Origin of the sequence: Azoarcus sp. L1K30 (genome assembly GCF_018122735.1) — a bacterium.
GTDB lineage: Bacteria > Pseudomonadota > Gammaproteobacteria > Burkholderiales > Rhodocyclaceae > Parazoarcus.
In genome coordinates this window covers 222687-245325 of the sequence record NZ_JAGRRD010000001.1, presented here as the reverse complement: position 1 = coordinate 245325, position 22639 = coordinate 222687, and the positions used below count along the sequence as shown (strand labels likewise).

The 22639-nt window shown below is 61.4% G+C and carries 18 protein-coding genes; 6 read left to right on the top strand and 12 right to left on the bottom strand.

The window, feature by feature from the left end; translation table 11 throughout:
- Positions 1-46 precede the first annotated feature (46 nt).
- Both J5J83_RS01115 and J5J83_RS01110 read left to right on the top strand, forming a co-directional pair.
- Positions 47-1231 (top strand): ABC transporter substrate-binding protein, encoded by a 1185-nt coding sequence (locus J5J83_RS01115; protein ID WP_212344197.1) that lies wholly within the window; start codon positions 47-49, stop codon positions 1229-1231.
- A 113-nt stretch (positions 1232-1344) separates the two neighbouring features.
- Positions 1345-1935: a hemerythrin domain-containing protein gene (locus tag J5J83_RS01110; RefSeq protein ID WP_212344194.1), complete on the top strand. Its 591-nt coding sequence runs from the start codon at positions 1345-1347 to the stop codon at positions 1933-1935.
- Between the two features lie 90 nt (positions 1936-2025).
- Here J5J83_RS01110 and aroQ read toward each other — a convergent pair whose 3' ends face one another.
- The 3 genes from aroQ to J5J83_RS01095 all read right to left on the bottom strand — a co-directional run bounded on the left by aroQ (position 2026) and on the right by J5J83_RS01095 (position 4802).
- Positions 2026-2463, bottom strand: a complete 438-nt coding sequence (gene aroQ / locus J5J83_RS01105) for a type II 3-dehydroquinate dehydratase (RefSeq protein ID WP_212344190.1) — start codon at positions 2461-2463, stop codon at positions 2026-2028.
- A gap of 142 nt (positions 2464-2605) precedes the next feature.
- Positions 2606-3616, bottom strand: a complete 1011-nt coding sequence (locus tag J5J83_RS01100) for a TRAP transporter substrate-binding protein (RefSeq protein WP_212344187.1) — start codon at positions 3614-3616, stop codon at positions 2606-2608.
- 229 nt (positions 3617-3845) lie between these two features.
- Positions 3846-4802, bottom strand: a complete 957-nt coding sequence (locus J5J83_RS01095; RefSeq protein WP_212344185.1) for an AEC family transporter — start codon at positions 4800-4802, stop codon at positions 3846-3848.
- A gap of 316 nt (positions 4803-5118) precedes the next feature.
- Here J5J83_RS01095 and J5J83_RS01090 point away from each other — a divergent pair, with 316 nt between their 5' ends.
- Together J5J83_RS01090 and J5J83_RS01085 are read left to right on the top strand one after the other, a co-directional pair.
- Entirely contained in the window at positions 5119-6567 is a 1449-nt protein-coding gene (locus tag J5J83_RS01090) for a circularly permuted type 2 ATP-grasp protein (protein ID WP_212344183.1), read from the top strand.
- Position 6568: 1 nt separating this feature from the next.
- Positions 6569-7543 (top strand): alpha-E domain-containing protein, encoded by a 975-nt coding sequence (locus J5J83_RS01085; RefSeq protein WP_212344182.1) that lies wholly within the window; start codon positions 6569-6571, stop codon positions 7541-7543.
- Between the two features lie 42 nt (positions 7544-7585).
- On the opposite strand, the gene leuD is transcribed toward J5J83_RS01085, so the two are convergent.
- From leuD to J5J83_RS01065, 4 genes are all read right to left on the bottom strand, one after another.
- Complete coding sequence (leuD, locus tag J5J83_RS01080; RefSeq protein WP_212344172.1) at positions 7586-8245, bottom strand: 3-isopropylmalate dehydratase small subunit; 660 nt, start codon at positions 8243-8245, stop codon at positions 7586-7588.
- A gap of 9 nt (positions 8246-8254) precedes the next feature.
- Positions 8255-9658, bottom strand: coding sequence for a 3-isopropylmalate dehydratase large subunit (gene leuC, locus J5J83_RS01075; RefSeq protein ID WP_212344166.1), 1404 nt, complete (start codon positions 9656-9658; stop codon positions 8255-8257).
- 128 nt (positions 9659-9786) lie between these two features.
- Positions 9787-10704: a LysR family transcriptional regulator gene (locus J5J83_RS01070; RefSeq protein WP_212344165.1), complete on the bottom strand. Its 918-nt coding sequence runs from the start codon at positions 10702-10704 to the stop codon at positions 9787-9789.
- A 99-nt stretch (positions 10705-10803) separates the two neighbouring features.
- A complete protein-coding gene (locus J5J83_RS01065) occupies positions 10804-12060 on the bottom strand; it encodes a sensor domain-containing diguanylate cyclase (RefSeq protein WP_212344164.1) in 1257 nt (418 codons plus the stop codon).
- A 705-nt stretch (positions 12061-12765) separates the two neighbouring features.
- Here J5J83_RS01065 and J5J83_RS01060 point away from each other — a divergent pair.
- Both J5J83_RS01060 and J5J83_RS01055 read left to right on the top strand, forming a co-directional pair.
- Positions 12766-14436 carry a nitrite/sulfite reductase gene (locus J5J83_RS01060; protein ID WP_212344157.1) on the top strand — a complete coding sequence of 557 codons (1671 nt, stop codon included), beginning with the start codon at positions 12766-12768 and terminating at the stop codon, positions 14434-14436.
- Positions 14414-14860 carry a DUF934 domain-containing protein gene (locus J5J83_RS01055; RefSeq protein WP_212344155.1) on the top strand — a complete coding sequence of 149 codons (447 nt, stop codon included), beginning with the start codon at positions 14414-14416 and terminating at the stop codon, positions 14858-14860. The genes J5J83_RS01060 and J5J83_RS01055 overlap by 23 nt, the downstream gene beginning before the upstream one ends.
- Before the next feature lie 359 nt (positions 14861-15219).
- Here the strand turns inward: J5J83_RS01055 and J5J83_RS01050 are convergent, their stop codons facing one another.
- From J5J83_RS01050 to J5J83_RS01030, 5 genes are all read right to left on the bottom strand, one after another.
- Positions 15220-16194 carry a 2-dehydropantoate 2-reductase gene (locus J5J83_RS01050; protein WP_349251849.1) on the bottom strand — a complete coding sequence of 325 codons (975 nt, stop codon included), beginning with the start codon at positions 16192-16194 and terminating at the stop codon, positions 15220-15222.
- Positions 16195-16295: 101 nt separating this feature from the next.
- Positions 16296-17330 (bottom strand): TRAP transporter substrate-binding protein, encoded by a 1035-nt coding sequence (locus J5J83_RS01045; RefSeq protein ID WP_212344153.1) that lies wholly within the window; start codon positions 17328-17330, stop codon positions 16296-16298.
- 105 nt (positions 17331-17435) lie between these two features.
- Positions 17436-18893, bottom strand: coding sequence for a benzaldehyde dehydrogenase (locus J5J83_RS01040; RefSeq protein ID WP_212344151.1), 1458 nt, complete (start codon positions 18891-18893; stop codon positions 17436-17438).
- Between the two features lie 33 nt (positions 18894-18926).
- Complete coding sequence (locus tag J5J83_RS01035; protein ID WP_212344149.1) at positions 18927-20633, bottom strand: thiamine pyrophosphate-requiring protein; 1707 nt, start codon at positions 20631-20633, stop codon at positions 18927-18929.
- 144 nt (positions 20634-20777) lie between these two features.
- Positions 20778-21668 carry a LysR family transcriptional regulator gene (locus J5J83_RS01030; RefSeq protein ID WP_212344147.1) on the bottom strand — a complete coding sequence of 297 codons (891 nt, stop codon included), beginning with the start codon at positions 21666-21668 and terminating at the stop codon, positions 20778-20780.
- Positions 21669-22639: the final 971 nt, after the last annotated feature.

Sequence of the window (22639 nt, the reverse complement as noted above, 5' to 3'; positions counted from 1 at the left end):
ACCCGGCCCGGCCGGTCGTTCATCACCAAGGAAGGAGACATCCACAATGAAGAAGACGTTTACGCGCGGCATCCTCGCCGCAGCACTGTGCGCCGCACTGCCGTTCGCAGCCATGGCCAAGAACACCGACCCCGTTCGCGTCGGGCTGGTCAGTTCGAAGTCCGGCGTCTTCGCCCAGCAGGGTGAAGAAGTCATTCGCGCAGTGCAGTTTGCAATCGAAGAGGCCAATGCCCGCGGAGGCATCGACGGGCGCAAGGTCGAAGTGTCCGAGGCAGATGACGAAGGCACGCCCGACGCCGGTCGACGCGCGGCCGAAAAGCTCGCCCGCGACGGCTACAACCTGCTGATCGGACCGATTCCGTCCTCGATCTCTCTGGCGCTTGCGCCCAACCTCGAGCGCTGGGATGCCGCCTACTTCGTCGTCGCCAGCAAGAGCGACAAGATCACCGGCGACACGTGCAAGCCGCGCGCTTTCCGCACCAATCATTCCGATGCAATGGACATCGCCATGATTGGCGAGTGGGCAAAGAACTTCAAGGAAAAGACCTACGCATCCATCGCTGCCGACTATGTGTGGGGGCATGACTCGTCGGAATCCTTCGCCAAGGCAGTCAAGGCCCAGGGCAAGGAGGTCAAGATCCAGCTCTACGCACCGATGGGCACGAAGGACTTCTCGCCCTACATCGCCCAGCTCAAGGATGCCGGCGTCGACGCGATCTGGGTTGCGGAGATCGGTCGCGATGCCATCGCCTTCGTCAAGCAGGCGCAGGAGTTCGGGCTGGTCCCGAAGACCCGGCTGATCGGCCACGCGCTGATCCAGAATTTCATGGTCGCCGCCACCGAGAACGCACTCGAAGGGACGCAGGGCACGACTGCCTACACCCCGGATATCGACACGCCGCGCAACAAGGCCTTTGTGGCGGCCTGGCAGTCGAAATTCAGTCGTCTCCCGACCGACAATGAAGCACAGGCATACAACGGCGCCCAGGTCATGTTCGAGGGGGTCAGGAAAGCCGGAAGCGCAAAACCGGCCGATGTCGCCGCGGCACTGAAGGGTGCCAGCATCGACACCATCTACGGCACGGTCACCATGCGCGCGGCCGACAACCAGCTCGTGCTGCCTAACTTCGTCGCGCGCGTGAAGCCCATGGACGGCACGCTGCGTCCGGTCATCGAACAGACCTTTGCGCCGAACCTGACGCCGGCCCCGTCGGCCCTGTGCAAGATGTGAGCGCCCATCTGCCCACACTGACTGCCTGATCACGCGCATTCCGCAAAATCCCCGCGGGATGCGCACCATCCGCGAGCCCGAGGGCCCGCTTCGCCATGAATGGGAATGATCGTATGACCCCCACCGCGCTGAGCATCATCCGCAACGAACACCAGGCACTGGCGGCCATCCTGCACGCGTTGCGTCGCACGGTGAGCGACATGCTCCACCGTCACGCCAAACCGGATTTCGACGTCCTGCGTGCCCTTCTGTTCTACATCGATGCCTTCCCGGAACGTCTGCACCACCCCAAGGAAAACTCGGCACTGTTCGCACGCCTGCGCGAACGCGCCCCGTCCCTCGCCCCGGTGCTCGATCACCTCGAAGCCGAGCACGCGCATGGCGAACAGGCCATACGCGATCTGCAGCACCAGCTGCTCGAGTACGAAATGCTCGGCGCCCACCTGCTGCCCGCCTTTGCTGCGGCGGTCGAGCACTATTGCGAGTGTTCGATGGAGCACATGCATCGGGAGGAGACCGACGTTCTTCCCGCAGCCGAACGGCTGCTCGGAAGCGACGAATGGCAAGCAATCAATGCCGCATTCGAAACCAATCGCGACCCTCTGACCGGGTATCCACCCGAGCAGACCTTCGAAGCGCTCTTCGCGCGCATCGTCAACCTGCTGCCCCCCCCACTGGGTCTTGGCTTGACGCGAACGCCCTGATCGCCTCCACCACGGCTGCCATGGGCGCGCGCTGCAACGCGCGCGGCGACACCTTCGCGACGCGCGTTCCGCGCCGAACCTGGCGCCGGTCTAGCCCTTTACCGCCGAAACGGCGGCACGGAGCGCCAGCAGATAGCTATCGACCCCGAACCCGCAGATCTGCCCCCGGACAATTTCCGCGAACACCGACACATGGCGGAATGGCTCGCGCGCATGGATATTCGACATGTGCAGCTCGATCACCGGACAGGTGAGAATCGCCAGCGCATCCCGAATGCCGTAACTGTAGTGCGTCCATGCACCGGCATTGATGAGCACGGCATCGACACCGTCCACAAAACCCTTGTGGATGCGCTCGCACATGTCGGCTTCGCTATTGGTCTGGAAGCACTCGACCTCTGCCCCGAGCTCGCCGCCAAGCGCTTTCAGCCGCGCATCGATTTCTGCCAGGGTGATGGTGCCGTATTGCACCGGATCACGCTTGCCGAACATGTTGTGGTTGATGCCGTGGAGCATGAGTACGTTCATGATGGGACTATCCTGTTCGATTGATTGACGACGAGTCCCGGCCTCAAGGCAGGCCGGCGCCCACCTCCTGGCCGGGACCGTTCAAACGACAAAGCCCGCCCGGGCCCTGACAGGCATCGGACGGGCCATGCGCGCAACAGACTTACTTGCGCAGCTTCGCCAGCTCGGCGTTGATCGCGTCGACGGTTTCGGTACCCACCGATGCCGCGTGCTGGGCGATCACCGGCTTCATTTTCTCACGCAGTTTCGCGATTTCCGCCGGTGCCAGCTCGGTCACCTGCATGCCAGCCTTCTTCAAGCCCTCGAGCGCCGAGCTTTCCTGCTCTCGCGACACTTTGCGTTCGTATGCGCTCGCTTCCGCTGCCGCATCGGAGAAGAGTTTTTTCTCCGCATCCGAGAAAGTATCCCAGGTTTTCTTGCTGATGATCACCGACTGCGGATTGTAGACGTGACGCGTGAGTGTCAGGTATTTCTGCACTTCGTTGAGCTTGTTCGCCGCAATGACGGTCACCGGGTTTTCCTGGCCGTCGACGGCTTTCTGTTCAAGCGCGGTGTACACCTCGGGCCAGGCCAGCGGAACCGGGTTGGCGCCCAGTGCCTTTACCCAGTCGAGATTGATCGGGTTGGGAATCACGCGCAATTTCAATCCGGCGATGTCCTCCACTTTCGTGATCGGGCGAACACTGTTGGTGATGTTGCGGAATCCGAGCTCCCAGTATGCCAGGCCGATGATGCCCTTTTCCGCCAGCTTCGCATGCAGGGCCTTGCCGAAGGGGCCGTCGACCACCGCGTCGGCCTCCTGTGCGTTACCGAACAGGAACGGGAAGTCGTAGATGCCCATTTCCTTCACATGCGAAGAAAGAATGCCCGAGTTGAGGGCCGTCATATCGACGGTACCACCCGCCAGCGCCGACACTGTGGCCTGGTCGCCGCCGAGCACGCCACCGGCAAATACCTTGATCCTGATCTTGCCGCCGGAGCGCTCGGACACGATGTCGGCAAGCTTCTGCGCGCCGAGTTCCGCCGGATGCCCCTTCGGGTTCTGGATGCCCAGCTTCAGGCTGCGTTCGGAGAAATCTGCTGCCTGCACATTGCTGAAACTCACCACGGCCAGCGCGGCAAGAAGGGTCTTCATCATCAGACGACGTTTCATGGAATTTGTCTCCGGTTGTTTTCTGGTTTCGGCATGGAGGTCGTCAGAAACAGACTGCCACTGCCATCCACGCATCGCCGCGGAAATCCTTGTCCCCACAGCCATGCAAGCACGCAAACGATACAGCCTCCATGTCCAGCGGCGATAACGAGACCCCCGCCATTGTTCGCTGTGCGCACACAACATCTTGACGCACACATCGACGATCCGCGCGGCGCCGCACTTTCGCTCAATACAACGGATTGACGAAGCCGGTCGCGTTTAAGATCCAGATCAGCGCGCTGATGGAGAAGAAGGACATCACGGTCGCCACCACAAGTGCGGCTGCACACATGCTCTCGAGCCCGTATTTCTGGCCGATGATGGCGTAGATGCTGAGCATCGGCACACACGCGAACAACACCGCGGCGGCGCGCAAATCAGGAGCAATGCCGGGAATCAGCCATACGCAGACGAACACCGCGGCCGGATGCACAAGCAACTTGGCAACGTTGATGAGCGCAACGTCGGCCACCATTCCCTTCACGCCCATGCCGGCAAGATTGCCGCCGATGACGAACAGCGCCAGCGGCCCGGAAGCCAGCGACAGCATATCCACGACCTTGAATAGCGGCGAAGGCAGTTTCAGGTTGAAGAGGGCAAACCCGAAACCGATTCCGATCGCGACCAGCATCGGGTTCTTCAGCAAGCGCGCAAAGGTGCCCGCCACCATGGACAGCAGGCTTGCACCCTTGTGGTCCGCGCGATCCGCGAGAATGAACAATATCGGCAGCATCAACAGGTTTTCGACCAGCATCGTCAATGCCATCGCGATCGACGCGACCGGACCCACCACCTGAAGCGCCACCGGCAAGCCGATGAAGGCGCTGTTGGACATCGATGCGCCCATTCCGACCACGACGCTGCTCTGATAATCCCGTTGCTGCCACTTGCGCGCCACCAGCACCGCAACACCCATCGCGAATAGCGACCCGATTGCATATGCAAGCAGGTAGCCGGCGTTCATCACCTCGCTGAAAGCGCGTTGCGACAGAGCCTTGAACAACATCGCCGGCAGGGCGAAATTGATCACGAACGTGCCCAGTACGCGCATGTCCGCCCGAGAAAAGAAACCGGCGCGGACCGCACAGTAACCAAGTCCGATGAGGATGAAGATCGGGCTCGTAATGGAAAGAATGTCTAGCAAGGGCAACTCCTGCAATCCCGCTCGCGTTGGGCGGTCGGGCCATGGTCTTGCGTTGGTCGTGCGTTCGCGTAAGCGCCGATCGTGCGCCTGCGTCCATTGTCGGCGAGGTGGCTGCGCGGCGATAGGCACGATGATGACTTGCTGATATCGATTTTCGTTATGGATCAGCATGTGCCCAGGGCGGCGCACGCCCGTGCTGCGATACACGTATCCGAACGCCGAACGATCATGCATACTCGTCCACGGACCGCTTGAAGCGGGCCCCGACTGCATTTCGAACCCAACGACGCCTTTGCATCGATATCGGGATCACGACATGAGCATCGACTGGAAAGCCTACGACCCCCGCCCGTTCTTTGACGAACTGATCGCGGCGCCGGGCCAGCCGCGGATTGCGGCGCGAACGCTGACCGACTACCTGGCTTCACTCGATGACGCGGAGATTCGCTCCCGCAAGCAGGCAGCCGAACTTGCCATCATCGAGATGGGCATCAGCTTCACGGTGTATAGCGAAGGCGAGAACATCGACCGTGCCTGGCCCTTCGACATCATTCCACGGGTGATCCCGCGCAAGGAATGGGATGTCGTGCAGGCTGGCCTGGTGCAGCGCCTGAGCGCACTCAACATGTTCATCGACGACATCTACAACGGCCAGCGCATCGTGCGCGACAAGGTCGTGCCTGAATACGTCTTCGCCAACTCGCGGAACTTCCGCAAGCAGTGCGTCGGCCACAGCCCACCTTACGGCGTGTGGGCTCATATCTGCGGCTCCGATCTGGTACGCGATGGCAGTGGCACCTTCTACGTGCTCGAAGACAATCTGCGCGTGCCCTCCGGCGTATCCTACATGCTGGAAAACCGGCAGGTGACCAAGCGCGTGTTTCCGGAGATCTTCGAGAACTCCAACATTCTTCCGGTCGACGAATACACCACCCAGCTCTTTGACATGCTGGCCTCGATCTCGCCGCGTCCCCTGGATTATCCGAAGGTCGCGGTGCTTACGCCCGGCATTTTCAACTCGGCCTACTTCGAGCACTCCTTTCTGGCCCAGCGCATGGGCGCCCAACTGGTCGAAGGCGCGGACCTGGTCGTCGAGGACGACGATTGCGTGTACATGCGCACGATCGACGGACTGGAACGGGTCGATGTCATTTACCGCCGCATCGACGACGAATTCATGGACCCGGAGGCCTTTCGCGCCGACTCGATGCTCGGCGTGCCCGGTCTGCTGCGCGCCTGGCGTGCGGGCAACGTGGGCCTGGCCAACGCGCCGGGCTCCGGCGTGGCCGACGACAAAGTCATTTACACCTTCGTACCGGCGATGATCAAGTATTACCTCGACCAGGACCCAATCATCCCGAACGTGCCCACGTGGTTGTGCACCGGTGAAAAGGAGCGCGAACACGTCATCGCCCACCTCGACGAACTGGTGGTAAAACCGGCAAACGAGTCGGGTGGCTACGGCATGCTGGTCGGACCTCACTCGACCAAGAAGCAGCGTGCCGAATTCGCCGAACTCATCCGCAAGGATCCGCGCAATTACATCGCGCAACCGACGCTGGACCTGTCGGTGGCTCCGACACTGTGTGACGACGGACTCGAACCGCGCCATCTCGACCTGCGTCCCTTCATCCTGCAGGGGGTGCGTACCGACGTGACCGCTGGCGGTCTCACCCGGGTCGCGATGAAAAAGGGATCGCTGGTCGTTAACTCATCGCAAGGCGGGGGCAGCAAGGACACCTGGATCGTGGACGAGGAGGCCTGAGATGCTATCGCGAGTGGCCGAACGGCTCTACTGGATGGCCCGCTACATCGAACGGGCTGAGAATATCGCGCGGATGACGGAGGCCTTTCACCTGCTCGCGCTGGACATGCCTCGCACGGAGACGCTCTCGTGGCGGGGCCTGGTGGCGGTGTCCGGCCTCGACGCGATCTTCGAGGAGCACTACCAGCGTGAAGACGAGCGCAATTGCGTGAAATTCCTGCTCGCCGACACCTACAACCCCGGCTCGATCCTGAGTTCGCTACGTGCCGCAAGGGAGAATGTGCGCACCACGCGCGACCTGGTGCCGACCGCGGCGTGGGAAATTGTCAACGAGCTCTACATCTTTGCCCGCGACAACGTCGACGCGGCCATCGGCAAGCGCGGCCGTTTCGAGTTCCTCACATCGATCGTCGGCCGCTGCCAGATGCTCACCGGCATGCTCGCCGGCGGGATGAGCCATGATGCGGCCTACGACTTCATCCGCCTCGGCCGAAACCTCGAGCGCACCGACATGGCCACCCGGCAGATCGACGTCGGCGCCATCAAGCTGTTGTCGCGCAAGGACACCCCCGAGCCCTACGAAGGGCTGCTATGGACCAGCGTATTGCGCTCCCAGAGCGGATTCCAGATGTACCGGCAACACGTTCGCCGCCGCATCACCGGCCCCGACGTGGTGCGCTTTCTGCTGCAGGATCTCGCTTTTCCGCGCGCGGTGGCGCATGCAATCAATCAGTCGCAGATCGCCATCAGCAACCTGCCTCGCAACGCGACGCCGCTGCGTTACGCCATGCAGGCCCGCCGCCACGCACTGGACGCAGACGTCGACAAGCTCATCGCCAGCGATGGCCTGCACGACTTCATGGACCAACTGCAACTCGACATCGCGCAACTGCATGGTGCCATCGCCGGCTGCTGGTTTCCGCAGGCTTTCGACGACAAACCCACCACAGTAGAGAACGTTACGCCCACAGCATGAGCCGCGCCTGACCGGCACCCTGTCCGGTCAGGCGGGCGGACATCAGGCGCCAGCTTCCGCGAGGCGCTTGCTCAGCCAGGGCATGGCGGCAAGGTGCCGCCGTTCAAAGGCTTGGATCATGTCGGCGTCCAGCAGGGTATGGCCGATATCGTCAATGCCGTTGAGCAGGCGATGGCGCCGAAACGCATCGATATCGAACGCGATGCACTCACCCGACGGTGTTTCCAGCACCTTGTGCTCGAGATCGACCTTGAGTCGGTAGCCCTGCTCCGCTTCAACCTGCGCGAACAGCCTGTCGACCATCGTCGTCGACAGTACGATCGGCAGCAGCCCCGACTTGAAGCAGTTGTTGAAGAAGATGTCTGCGAAACTCGGGGCGATGATGACACGGATGCCGTACTGGCCGAGCGCCCACGGGGCATGCTCACGGGACGAGCCGCAGCCGAAGTTCTCCCGTGCCAGCAGGATGCTCGACCCCCGATAGCGCGGCTTGTTGAGTTCGAAATCGGGGTTCTCCCTGCGGCTTGCCGGGTCGACGCCGATGTCGCCGCGATCCAGATGGCGCCAGGCGTCGAAGCAGAACGCACCGAAACCGGTCCGATGAATCGATTTGAGAAACTGCTTCGGAATGATCGCGTCGGTATCCACGTTGGCGCGATCGAGCGGCGCCACCAATCCATTTAATACGGTGAACTTTTCCATGATGTTTCCTCAAGCGAAGCTGCGGGCGTCAACGAAGCGCCCACTGACCGCCGCTGCCGCAGCCATTTGCGGACTGACGAGATGGGTACGGCCGCCACTTCCCTGACGGCCTTCGAAATTCCTGTTCGAGGTCGCGGCACAGCGCTCGCCAGGCGACAGGCGGTCGTCATTCATCCCCAGACACATGGAACAACCCGGCTCACGCCATTCGAAACCCGCGGCGACGAAGATCCGGTCGAGGCCTTCGCGCTCTGCCTGGGCCTTGACCAGCCCGGAGCCCGGCACCACCATCGCCAGCGTGACACTGGATGCAACACGGCGCCCCTCGACCACGCGCGCAGCCGCACGCAGATCCTCTATGCGGGCATTGGTGCATGAACCGATGAAGACCTTGTCGATCGCAATCGCGGTAATCGGGGTCAGCGGCGCCAGGTCCATGTAAGCCAGGGCACGCGTCATCGCCTCACGCCTGACCGGATCGGATTCGGCCGCCGGATCGGGAATGTGCCCCCCCACCGGCAACACCATTTCCGGCGACGTCCCCCAGCTCACCTGTGGTTCGATCAGGCTCGCGTCGATGTCGACCACACGCTCGAAGACGGCGTCGGGATCGGAATACAGGCCTTTCCAGACCTCGACGGCCCGATCCCAGTCGGCACCGACGGGCGCACAGGGCCTGTCCTTCAGGTACTCGAGCGTGGTGTCATCCACCGCGATCATGCCTGCGCGTGCGCCGGCCTCGATGGCCATGTTGCAGACCGTCATGCGCCCCTCCATCGACAGCGCACGGATTGCGCTGCCGGCGAACTCGATCGTGTGGCCAGTGCCGCCTGCGGTACCGATCACGCCAATAACGTACAGCACGAGATCCTTGGCGGTCACACCAGCGGCCAACGTGCCTTCGACCCGCACCAGCATGTTGCGGGACTTCTTCATCACCATGCACTGGGTGGCGAGCACATGCTCGACATCCGAGGTGCCGATTCCGAAGGCGAGCGCACCAAATGCGCCGTGGGTGCTGGTGTGGGAGTCGCCACAGACGATGGTCATCCCCGGAAGGGTGGCGCCCTGCTCGGGACCGACCACGTGGACGATGCCCTGGCGCGCGTCGTCGAGGCCGATGAACGGAATCTCGTTCGAGCGGCAATTGTCGACCAGCGTGGATACCTGCAGCGCGGCAATCCCGTCGGTCATTCCCTGAGCCCTGTTGACGGTCGGCACATTGTGATCGGGCGTCGCCAGCACGCTGGACGCACGCCATATCTTGCGCCCAGCCAACTGCAAACCCTCGAACGCCTGTGGACTGGTGACTTCGTGCATGATGTGACGATCGATGTAGATCAGACAGTCGGCGTCTTCACCGTGCTTGACGACATGTGCGTCCCACACCTTGTCGTAGAGTGTCTTTCCCATTTTCTCCGTGCTCCTGGCAACGCGAACGATCGCGGAGGTGCAATACTTGCAGAGATGGAAGACGCCGAAAAACGCTCAATTGCCATGCCAGCCATCTCTGAATGAGATGGCTCACGCAAATCCGGTGCTCAGTCCGTCCGCGTCGGCCCGGCGCCATCATCCACCCGCACGAGATGGTCTAGAAGCAAGCGCGCGGCGGCCGGCAAGCTGGCGACATCGCGCACGACAATGTGCAGATTGCGCGTGGCCCAGGCATCGGTGAGGCCGACAAGCCGCAGTCCAAGCGCCGCGGCGAAGAAATTGCCCACCCGGCGGGGAACGACCCCTACGCCCAGGCCCACGTCCACCATCCGGCACAGCGCATCGAACGCCGTCACGTGAATCCTCAGCCTGCGAGTCAGGCCCGCCGCGGCAGCCGCGTGTTCGAGCAAGGTGTAGAGCGAACTGTTCTGGCTCAGGCCGACATGGTCGTATGCCAGACTGGCGGCGAATCCGGTCTCGGCGGTTGCCGCAAGCGGGTGGTCCGGACGCACCACCAGTACGAGCTCATCCTGCCGATAGGGAAAATACGTGAGCCCGTCGACCTCCTCACTCGCGGACACCACACCGAGATCCGTCTGCCCCTCGGCCACTGCGCGCAGGATGTCGGCACTCAGATGCTCCTGCAGATCGATCTTGATACCCTCGTTGTTTGCCATGAAGACGCGCAAGTCCTCGGGCAAGAATTCGACCACGGCAGAAATGTTCGCATGCATGCGGACATGTCCGCGCACACCCTGCGCATAGTCCGAGAGTTCAGCCTGCAGACGATCGACGCCGCGCAACACCGCGCGCGCATGAAACAGCAGGGCCTCGCCGGCGGCAGTCGGCTTGACCCCGCGCGCACCGCGTTCGAGCAAGGGTACGCCGAAGTCGGACTCCAGCTCTGCAAGCCGCTTGCTGATGGCCGAGGCCACGATATTCTCTCGAGCTGCTGCCCTGGCGATCGCACCGGTCTCACACACGGCGACGAACAAGGCCATCGAATTGAAATCGATCCGTCTCATGGGCTCCGCGACATCAGCGCTGGTTTCATCAAGGCACTCCGGTCATGAGTCGGTAAATCGAACACGCTCGCCCGCAATCGCCCACTGCAGGCACGAACCTCAGTCGGGCTCGCAACCCAGAACCCGGCAAGAGACCCGGTTTCGACCCAGGCGCTTGGCCTCGTACATCGCATCGTCGGCGATGGCAACGAGTGCCTCGCCCGACTTGATGCTCGTACAATCGGCGGCCTGGACAACGCCGGCACTGATGGTGACCGCGATACTGCGGCCGTCATGCTCGACTGGCAGCGCACCAATCTCTTTTCGCAGCCGCTCGGCAATACAGGTGCCCTGCGTGCACTCGACGTCGCCCATGACAATCAGAAACTCCTCGCCGCCAAGTCGCCCGAGGTGATTGTACTGCCGCAGATGACTGCCCAACCGATTGGCGATCTCCTTGAGCACCGCATCCCCAGTGCTGTGGCCAAAGCAGTCATTGATCTTCTTGAAATGATCGACATCGACCAGGATCAACGCGAGCTGCCCCCCCTCCCGCCTCGCGCGCGCAAAGGCCGCCGAGAGGCGCTCGAGAATGCCGCGACGATTGTAGATGCCGGTGAGCGCGTCGCGCGTCGCGAGTTCCTGCAGCTCTGCCTGCGTGGCCAGCAGGCGCGCGTTCAGTTCGACGAGCTCCTGGTAAAGGCGCCCCTTCTCGATCAGCGACGACAGTTGCGAAGCAATGCGCAGATAGACGCCCTGGTGAATGCCCTGGTAGGTAAAACGCTCGGTGCTGGAGAAAAACAGGAAGCCGACAGGTTTTCCCTTGCTGACCAGGGGGCAGGTCAGACTGGAACGGATCCCCTCGGACACCATCAGCTGAGTGGAATGCGAGCCGGGATGCCTGGCGAGATGATCCTCCAGATCGTTCAGAATGCGCGGCTGGCCCGTCGCAATGATCTGGTTGAGACTGCTGTTGGCCATCGATGCGGTAAAACCGGTGACCAGGCGGAGCTCTTCGAAGTCCGCCCGCGCCCAGGACGCCCTGAGCGAACGGCCATCCTCGGTGAGCAGCGCACACCCGATCCGGTTGTATGGAATGATCGTCTGGAAGGAGTCGAATACCCGATCGAGCACATCATCAAGCGTCAGCCCCCCGGACACCGTATCCGAAATCTCCTGCAGCTTCCGCGCAGGCGCAAACTGCCACTCGAGATGATCCGCGAGCCCCTGCAACTCAACACCCAGTTGCCCCGTTTCATCCAGATTGCCGACAGGAAAATCAACCGAATACTGCCCTTCCCGCATCGCCTTCACGGCGCTTCGGTACATATCGAGGCGGAGGTCGCCCGGCAAGGGATTGTCGGCAGTTTTCTTCATCAGTAGGCTCGTCCGGTAAAACTCCCGTGACGAATCGAAGTTAAGGCTTGGGGCCCGCCTCCGCGATAAATATCTGCGGCGGTCAGTATCGCATGATCAAGCCAACAAACACGATGCCGGCGCCGGTCACGCGAAAACATGCTGCATTGCAGCATACTTCGCCTGTCGGGGTTTTGATCTAGGACAAACGGAGTAACCGACGGCAACATCCAACTTGAGCATTCCCGGCGGGGTCAAGCCCGTCGAGCTCGCCATGACGCCGCGCGGACGGAACGCTAGACCGCCAACCCGCAATACCCCGATCTACGCCCTCCCCTGCTTTTCCGGGCATGCCAATCCAAACTGTTACGCTCGAATTAGCGACCAGCTGAGACTGCAAGACCCGGCGCGCGAGTGGTCTACTCGCGGCACTGCGCCGCACACCCCATGTCGGAGGTGCCGCGAGTCGCATTGGAGAACCACGCATGCAACCGCCCCCCGCTGGCAGACCTGGACGCCGTGCGCCTGATCAGTTGCGACAGATTCGGGGCGACATCAGGCAGCATCGCCACCCTGCCGAAAGGGGGTTGGCGTCGCCCGAACCCGGCCATTCGCGGCAGCCAGCCTGTCCACTTCGGCGTAGCGGATCTCGGCGCGCCGACAACGCGGTGGTCGAGAAACCGTCTTTCCAGCAGCCCATCGGCCTGCCCCATTGAGCCCAGAGACATGTACCAATACAACGATGCCGACCAACGCCTTGTCGATGAACGTGTCGCCCGCTTCCGCGACCAGATGCACCGCTTCCTCGCTGGCGAGCTTGCCGAGGATGATTTCAGACCCTTGCGACTGCAGAACGGACTGTATATCCAACGGCATGCGCCGATGCTCCGGGTCGCGATTCCCTACGGCACGATGTCTTCGACGCAGTTGCACATGCTTGCCCGCATCGCGCGCGAGTTCGATCGTGGCTACGGCCATTTCACCACCCGCTGCAATATTCAGTACAACTGGGTTCGACTCGAAGACACGCCCGATATCCTGGCCGAATTGGCCACGGTACAGATGCATGCCATCCAGACGTCGGGAAACTGCATTCGCAACATCACCACCGACCACTTCGCCGGGGTGGCCGCGGACGAAGTCCTCGACCCGCGTCCTTACTGCGAAATACTGCGCCAATGGTCCACGTTGTCGCCGGAGTACTCCTTCCTGCCACGGAAATTCAAGATTGCGCTGACTGGTAGCTCGAACGACCGCGCAGCAGTGCGCTTTCACGATATCGGTGCGCGTGCTCTGCAGCGCGAAGATGGCGAAATCGGATTCGAGGTGTTCGTGGGCGGCGGACTTGGGCGTACCCCCATGGTCGGACATCGCATCCAGACCTTCCTGCCACGTCACGAATTGCTGAGTTATTTCGAGGCGATTCTCAGGGTCTACAACCGCCACGGTCGCCGCGACAAGAAGTACAAATCGCGCATCAAGATCCTGGTCAAGGAACTCGGGCCCGAAGTCTTCAGCGCCGAAGTCGCCAAGGAGTGGGCATTTCTGCGTGGCGGCCCCGCCACCATCACGGACGACAAATTCGAGGCCATGGAACGCCATTTCCGCAGCCCGCACCCAGACGGCATCGACAGCGCGTCAAGCGAGCCTGGTCACATGGACGAACCCGCCTTTCGTCGCTGGATCAGCCGCAACGTAACCCCGCACAAGGTCCCGGGCCTCGCTATCGTCACCCTGTCGCTAAAGCAGACTGGCAATCCTCCGGGTGACGCCACGGCCGCACAGATGGACGCGATTGCCGACCTGGCATCGACATACAGCGCGGATGAAATCCGCGTCAGCCACGAACAGAACCTGATTCTGCCCCATGTTCGTATCGCCGATCTCTACGCCCTGTGGTCGCGTGCAATCGAGTTCCAGCTCGCAAGCCCGAACATCGGCATGCTTACCGACGTGGTCTGCTGCCCGGGCGGGGACTTCTGCTCGCTGGCCAACGCACGCTCGATTCCGGTGGCCCAGGCCATACAGCAGCGTTTCGGCGACCCTGACGCACTCGACGACCTCGGCCCGGTCGAACTCAACATCTCCGGTTGCGTCAACGCCTGCGGCCACCACCATATCGGACACATCGGCATCCTCGGTGTCGATAAGAATGGAGAAGAGTGGTACCAGGTCACGCTCGGCGGAAGCCAGGATGCGCCCCCCGCCATCGGCAAGATCGTCGGCCCTTCCTTCCGTGCGGAAGACGTACCCGAGGTCATCGAAAAAGTCATGACGCTGTATCGCGCGCAACGCACGGCGGGCGAGCCATTCATCGACACCGTACGTCGTCTCGGCACAGCCCCTTTCAAGCAACATCTTTACGGATCCGACAATGACACGCATCCTGAAGCCTGATCGCGTCGAACTCGACCCCCGCCCGTTAATCGGCAGAGACGAGGCCACAGACCACCGCGACCCCGCCGTCGTCGCCCTTGCACAGTGGCTGCAATGGCGCGCAGAGGGAGTGATACCCCACGCTGAGATGGGCATCTGGCTCGACCCGGACGACCCCTTTGAAGCCTTGACGCCAGACCTGCAGCGCATTGGCCTGATTGCCGTAAACTTTCCCGTGTTCACTGACGGTCGAGGCTACTCGGTTGCCCGACTGCTGCGCGAACGTCTCAACTACACAGCGGAACTGCGCGCGATCGGCGATATCCTGCGCGATCAACTCTACTTTCTGAGGCGCTGCGGATTCGACGCGTTTGCGCTGCGCGCAGACCAGGACATCGACGCCGCGCTGCGCGCCTTCGACGACTACTCCGTGCAATATCAATAAGACCACCGTGGCGTCCGGGCCGCATTGACATGCGGCCCGGCAATCTGCGCTCACAGCTTTGACGCGTCTCCTTGCGCAACAATCAATGCTCCGCCTGGCACCCCTTGCGCATGCTTGCGCGGCGCTGTCTCACGGAGGCAGAGGCTGACGCACGCCCCCAGCAGGAGGCTACCGATCGCCAGATGGAGGGTGTATTGAATACCGTAGTGCTGTGCAACGTAGCCACCACTTGAACCTCCCTACGGCTATTCACTGAAAGGGTCACCGGGACCGCATCCGATTACTGTCATGCGATTCGTACGGCGGCAGACACGATGCAATAACCGCGCATGGGCCTGATCAAACGCCTGCCATGAGGATCACGCGCATTCAACAAGCTTGACAAGCGCCAGCAGTGCCTTGGTCCGGGCCACCCCGACACCGAGCTTTTCGCCCAAGGCTACGACGGCGCCGTTGATAGCCTGAATTTCGGTCGGGCGCCCTGCCAACACGTCCTGAAGCATCGACGGCTTATGCCCGACATGATGCTCGATCGCATGCAGCAAGGTGCCCGCAACCCGCTCGCGATCGACTTCCACGCCGTCTGCACGCGCGACCGACAGCACTTCATCCACGATGCCCAGTGCCAGTTCCAGGGACTCGGCAGTCTTGCCAATTCCATCGACTGTCGCACCGGTAACCGCGCAGATACTGTTGAGGGCAGCATTGAATGCCACTTTCTCCCAGATCGCCGTCGACACCAGCGGGTCGATCGTGCAATCCAGACCGGCCTCTTTCAACATCTTTTCCATGAACTCGAATGCAGCATCGTGGCCACCGTCCAGGCGCATGCAGCGGATCTTGCCGTGCCCGTGGGACGCCACATGACCAGGCCCACACAGATCCGCCGGCCAGGTGGTGATACCCACAGCGATTTTGTCTGGCGCAGCAAAACGTGCAACCAACTCCCCGTTCCCCAGCCCGTTTTGCAGACTCAGTATCCGCGTTTCTGGTGCAATCCAGGAGCGAATGCCTTGCAACGCAGCAGAGGTGTGCATCGTCTTGGTGAACAGAATGATCAGGTCGGGGACTTCGCTCACTTCTTCAGGGCGACACGCTCCCAGTCTGACCTGACGCATCCCTTCGTCAGTCACCAGCTTCAATCCATGCTGCCGAATGGCGTCCAGGTGTGACGCGTTGATGTCCACCAGCGTGACTGAAGCACCGGCCTCGGCGAGCAGGCCACCGAACAACGATCCCATTGCACCGGCCCCCAAGACGAGAACACGCTGGATCGGCACACCTGAAGCAGCTTTCGAAGACATTCGTTTTCTCTCAATCGATGATTGCTTCACCGACGGTCCGGGCATCAAGCTCGAACGCGGACCGTCGCCACCTTCCCACAGCCCTTCCTTCGAAAAATTGCTTCGAATAGGCCGTGGTTGTCACGTGCGTGTTACTTGGAGGGCTGGTTGATACCGCGCCTGGCCGCCTCAAGAATTTCTTTCGCGGGGAAGCCCTTCGCAGCTGTTTCCTCGACCCATTGCGCGGCGACCCTGTCACCTGCTGCCATCCAGCCCTCGAGCTCCTTGGGCGGGACGACATGAATCGGGTTTCCGCGATCCTGAGCCTGCTTGCGGCCGAGCACCCTTGCCTCGTCCCACACCTTGCCAACCCAGGCCGATGCGGCACGACCACTGTTTGCGTCGATGACCTTCTTGAGATCCGCAGGGAGACTGTTGTATTTCGCCGGATTCATCGCAAACACGAAGACGGTGTTCGACAGCATCGGCATCGAGTCGTCGGTTTCGGAATGGAACTTGACCACCTCGTGGACCTTGAGTGGAGGAACGACTTCCCATGGCAGCAGCGCACCATCAACAACGCCTTTCGAAAGGGCCTCGGTCACTTGGGGCGCAGGCATGCCGACCGGCGTCGCACCCAGCTCCGTCAGCAGCCGCGTCGCCTGCCGACTGGGCGCCCTCAACTTGAGACCGTTGAAATCGGCCAGAACCTTGACCTGCCGGTTGGTCGTGTGGATCTGTGCGCCATCATGCACGTGAAAGATGAGCGGCTTGACCGCCTTGTATTCAGCGCCGGCGTATTTTGTCAGGACGTCCCACACCACCGGACTGCTGTGCTCGGCGCTGCGCGTCATGAACGGCAACTCGAATACTTCAGTCACCGGGAAGCGACCGCCCTGATACGACGGCACCGTCCAGACGATGTCGGCGACACCATCCTTTGCCTGATCGAACAATTGGGTGGGCGTCCCGCCAAGTGACATTGCCGGGTAGATCTGGCACTTCAGGCGACCCGCAGATTCGGTATGGATCTTCTCACACCACGGCTCGATGAAGCTCTTGTGCGCGGTCGCGCCGGGCGGCAGGAAATGATGCACCTTCAGCACGATTTCCTCTGCCGCTGCGGCAGAGCCGAACACGCCTGCGCAGATCACTGCGGCCATCAGTTTCTTTACGTTCTTGTTCATCATTCGTCTCCTCACGTTATCCGGCCATGAGCCATTTCGATGGCCGGTCTTGCTTTCTCCCGAGCGCACGCCGTCCGCATCGGTCCCGCCTTCGGCGGGCCAGACTCAGAATGGGTAGTTCGGCGGGACATCCTTGATCGTCACCCATTGCCACTGGGTGAATTCTTCCCAGTTCGCGGGACCACCGACACGCCCACCATTGCCCGAAGCCCCCCTGCCGCCGAAGGGCACATGAGGTTCATCGGCAACGGTCTGGTCGTTGATGTGCAGCAACCCGGTATTGAGCCGGTTGCCAAGCGCGAGCGCCCTTCCCACCGAACGCGAGATCACTGCTGCCGACAGACCGTATTCAGTCGCATTCGCCAGCTCGACCGCCTCGTCATCGTTACGGAAGGTGACCACCGCCGCGACGGGTCCGAAGATCTCCTCGTCAAAAGCACGCATGCCGGGCTTGACATTCCCCAACACGGTTGGGCGGTAGAAAAGCTTGTCGTGGATTCCGCCTGCCAGCAGTTGAGCGCCGGCGGCCACACTGTCCTTGACGATTGAGTCGATCTGTTTCAGCTGGCCGTCGCTGATGATCGGCCCCAGGGCGACCGTGCCACTCATGGGATCGCCGACCGGCAGGTGATTCGCCTTCTCAACCAGATTCTGGATCAAGCTGTCCGCAATCGATTCATGCACCAGAATGCGGCCGGTGGCCATGCAGATCTGGCCCTGGTGCAGCCATGCGCCGAAGGCGGCGCACCCGGCGGCAAGGTCGATATCGGCATCGTCGAGCACCACCATCGAGTTCTTGCCACCCAGTTCGAGCGACACCTTCTTCAGGTGACGACCACACAGCTCGCCCACGGTCCGCCCGACATTGGTCGAGCCGGTGAAGGCCACCATGGCAACGTTCGGGTCTGTACATAGCATGCTCCCAGCATCCGCACCACCAGGCAGCATACTGAGCACACCGGGCGGGAGACCCGCTTCTTCGAAAATGCGGGCAATCAACACGCCGCCCACCACCGCCGTGCGCGTATCGGGCTTCAGCAGCACACAATTGCCGGTTGCCAAAGCCGGGGAAACTGCACGGATGGCAAGAATCAAGGGGAAGTTGAACGGCGCGATCACACCGACCACACCGTGGGGCACCCGACGTGCAAAGCTCATGCGGCCGGAATTGCTCGGCAGCATCAGCCCCTGCGGCTCAGTGGGCATGCCAGCCGACTCGTGCAGGATGCCGATCGCCGCTTTCAGTTCAACATCGGCCTTGGGGCGAATCGCGCCACTTTCGCGCATGATCCACGTCGCCAGCTCATCGAAGTTCTCCTCGACCAAGCGGGCGGCCTTGCGAAAGATGGCAGCCCGCTCTTCGTATGGCATCGTGAACCAGCCCGGTTGTGCGGCGCGCGCGACCGCCGCCGCCTTGGCAACGGTTGCCGCACTGGCGATACCGATCGAGCCGATCTGTTCGCCCGTGGCCTTGTCGATGACCGCTGCCGTACTATCTGCTGCCTGCCACCCATTCAACAGAACCTTGTCCTGCCATCTTTTCTGGTCCAGAAATGTGTTCATTTTCGTGTCTCCTCGGCAAATTTCTTTGTTGAATTAGAGCGGCGCAAGCTTCACATCAAGCACGGCACAACGCCCCGATCGCACCGCGGCAAACGCTTGGGCCAGCGCGTCACGCACTTCATGCGGACTCGATACCGTAAGCCCCAGCGCACCACCCGCGGCGCTGGCGATCCCGGCATAGTCGGACGGCTGATCGAACTTCACCCCGATGTCGTCTGCACGACTGGCATAGCCGTCAGGATGCACGGCCAAGGTGGACAACTTGGGAGACTTCCAGCCGCCGTTGTTGAACACGATCTGCACAAAAGGCGTCTGATAGCGCCGTGCCATCCAATGCACGCTGGAAGGCACGGTGAACATGTAGCTGCCATCACCACACATGGCGACCACGGTCTTCTCCGGGCATGCGAGCTTGACCCCGATGGCTGCGCCGCCATTCCAGCCCAGCGAACCGCCGCCACTGGCAATCATCCCGCCCGGCGTGCTGATGCCAAGGTGGTTGATGATCACGTCGTAGTTGGAGATGCCTTCGTTGCAGACGATGGTGTTCTCGTCAACGAACTCGCGAACGCAGGCGGTGAGATATTCGGACGTAATGACCTCGCGTTCCACCTCACTGGCGCGAAGCGCCTCGTCGCGACGCCGGTGACGCGCCTCGATCACGGACCGCCTTTCCGCCACAGCGGTTTCGTCGATGACCACGCCTTCCAGTCGCCGATTGATCTGCTTGAGCGCAGTGCAGGCGTCCGCACGGAACGCGCGCTTTGACGGGATGTACCACAAGGGCATCTGTTCCTTCAGCGGATCCACGTCGATGTAGTACACACGCGCATCCGCGCTGGGCCGGTTCACCATGGGGATCCACGGCACATCACTATCGATCACGAGGACCAGATCGGCTTCGGCCAGCACGGCATTCTGCTTGGGTGCATTCCACTGATTTCCGAGATACATCGGATGATTCGTCGGAATATTCACGTAGGACGGCACCGATTCCAGCACCGGAATCGCCAGGCGTTCAACCAACTTCAGCAACTCCGTCACCGCGTTGGTGTTGCGTCCAAGAAAGGATGTCACCACGACCGGATGCCGTGCCGAGGCAAGATCTTCGATCAGGGAGTCCAGACCTTCGTCGGGAATTGCGCAGGGCGAAATCGGCTGCCACTGGGACGTGTCCAGCACAACCCGTGGCACCTCCTCTTCCATCACTTCCCGCGCGCCCGTCAGGTATGACGCCCCTTTGGGATCACTGCACGCAAACTGCATTGCGCGGTACACGAGCTGCTTGACATTGCGCCCGGTACGAATCTCATTGTCATATCTTGTATAGCCGCGAACGATGCCGCGCTGATCGTGAACATCCTGGATCCACTGAATGAACTCGTTGCGGCTACCGCGCAACTCGCCCTCTTGCGTAAAGGGCGACGCGCCGGCAAAGATCAGCACGGGAACACGCCCTTTGGCAATGTTATGGACCGCACCGGCCAGTGCCTGCGTGCCGCATTCGACATGCACCAGCACGGCCTGGGCTTGCCCCGTCACCTGCGCATATCCCTGGGCGGCGCTGAGGGCAACCATTTCGTTCGGGCAGGTAATGAGGGTGGGTATCTCGCGCCCTGCAACCTTGCCCTCCTCCATGCTCTCGACGATGGCCGGATGATCGCTGCCGAGATTGGCGAAGAGGTAGCGGACGCCACATTCATAGAGGGCCTCGAGGAAGGCCGTGCCGGCGGTATACATGCTGCATCTCCTGTCGCGCATTGTTTCCACGACTTTGAGCGCGCATGACGCAACCGGCAATTCAGTTGCCTACACGTCTAATATAGACAGCATCGATAACATTATGAGTCTTGCGTCATCCATACCCCTGCGGCGGAGACTCAATCAACGCCTTGCAAACAGTTCGACCACGAGATCACGCATCCAGCTGTGACCCGGATCGCCGGTGTAGCGCCGGTTCCAGTAAAGCCTGATATCCATTTCACGATGGGGAGGCGGTGTCGGAATACTGCTGATGCGACTATGCGAACCGAAGGTCTCGAGCACGGCGCGTGGGACAACCATGGAGAAGGCGCGCTCGGCAAGAATCGCTGGCACTACCATGAAGTGGGGCACCCAGAGTCTGACCCGGTCCAACAGTCCGCAATCGCGAAGAATCGCCAGCGTGTCGGGGTGTGAAGTGATGGCAATGTAATCCATCTCATGAGACCTTTCGGCAACATTGCGAGTAGCTGCCGCAGGGGCCCCCGACATGATTATGACGTACTCATCGGAGAGCAAGTGGCAGCTTGCGAAGCCCTGATCAAGCACGGGCAGATAGCCGATCGCAAGGTCAACCTGGCCGCTATCGAGCGACCCGGCCAGTTCGACCGCAGTCAGCTGACGCGACTCGATGCGGACGCCGGGCGCACGGATACTCAGCTCTCTCATCAACCGGGGCAAGAAGATGACCTCCCCGAAATCGCTCAAATGCACCCGGAACGTCCGTTCCGACGTCTCTGGCGCAAAGTGGGCGTGCTCATCCAACGTGCCCTGCAGTAGCCGCAAGGCGTGCTGTACAGGCGTCGCAATGCGCTCGGCAACCACCGTGGGTTCGACGCCGGTGCGCGTGCGCACGAACAAGGGGTCACCAAACAACAGCCGCAGACGGGTCAAGCCATGACTCACTGACGGCTGGGTCACGCCGAGCCGGACAGCTGCCCTGCTCACGCTGCGCTCGAGATAGATCGCCTCGAAGGTCTTGAGGAGATTGAGATCGACGGACTGGATATTCATGAATTCAATATTGGTTCGAATCGTGCGATATCGGACGACGCAGGAAGATACTACTGTCCAATTGGTTCAATACGAGCAGGAACACGGCCGAATTGCCTCCGGACAATTGCCGGAACAGTATCCGGCAACCTCGCGGCAGCTTGCGAGCGTCGATCTCGTTCTCGTCCGCCTCGCCGAGAGGGGGCACATGACTGTTACGCGCTGCGCGCGTCAAAGCGGGGTTTTTACACAGTCTGGACCAAGAGCTGTCGGTGACCGTTACATTTCACTTGCGGATCGAGAGCACTCGTCTAAGTTGAATCAGTGCATGACAGTCATCTCGCATCGGCTATTGACCTGCTGGCGAAGTTATTTCCCCAAAGCCGACGTTGAATCGGACCAAACACTCCTGAGCGATCTAGACAATCATTTGAATGTCTGAGACGAGTGGGGCGCCGTCTGCCGACTATGGGCGGGCTGTAAAGGGGAGCCGCAAGGTAGACTGTTGCATTATCTGCGAGAAATTCTCATAGCTCTCGATCGACGGCTTTACTGCTGTTTCTGATACCGCTTTCAGGCAGATGAGATTGTCGTCGGAGGAGTGCGGGGAGATGCCGGTGAAAGCAGATTCAAGAGAGACCGCCAACGATCTGCGGTACCGCGCCTTTTTAAGTTACCGGTCGGCCGACCGCAAGTTGGCCGAGTGGGTGCATCGCAAGCTCGAGGCATTTCGCCTCCCGCGAAGACTTGTGGGCACAGCGGGCGCACATGGCCCCGTCCCTAGGCGTATTGCTCCCGTCTTCCAAGACCGGGCTGATGCCCGGGCCGCCGACGATCTAGAAACCGTCATTCGCGGTTATCTGCGCCAGTCAGAACACCTAATCGTACTTTGCACGCCGGCTGCGGCTGCGCCCGAGAGTTGGGTCAGCCGCGAGGTTGAGATCTTCCGGGAGGAGAGACCTGGAGCCAACATCCACGCCATCATAGGCGGA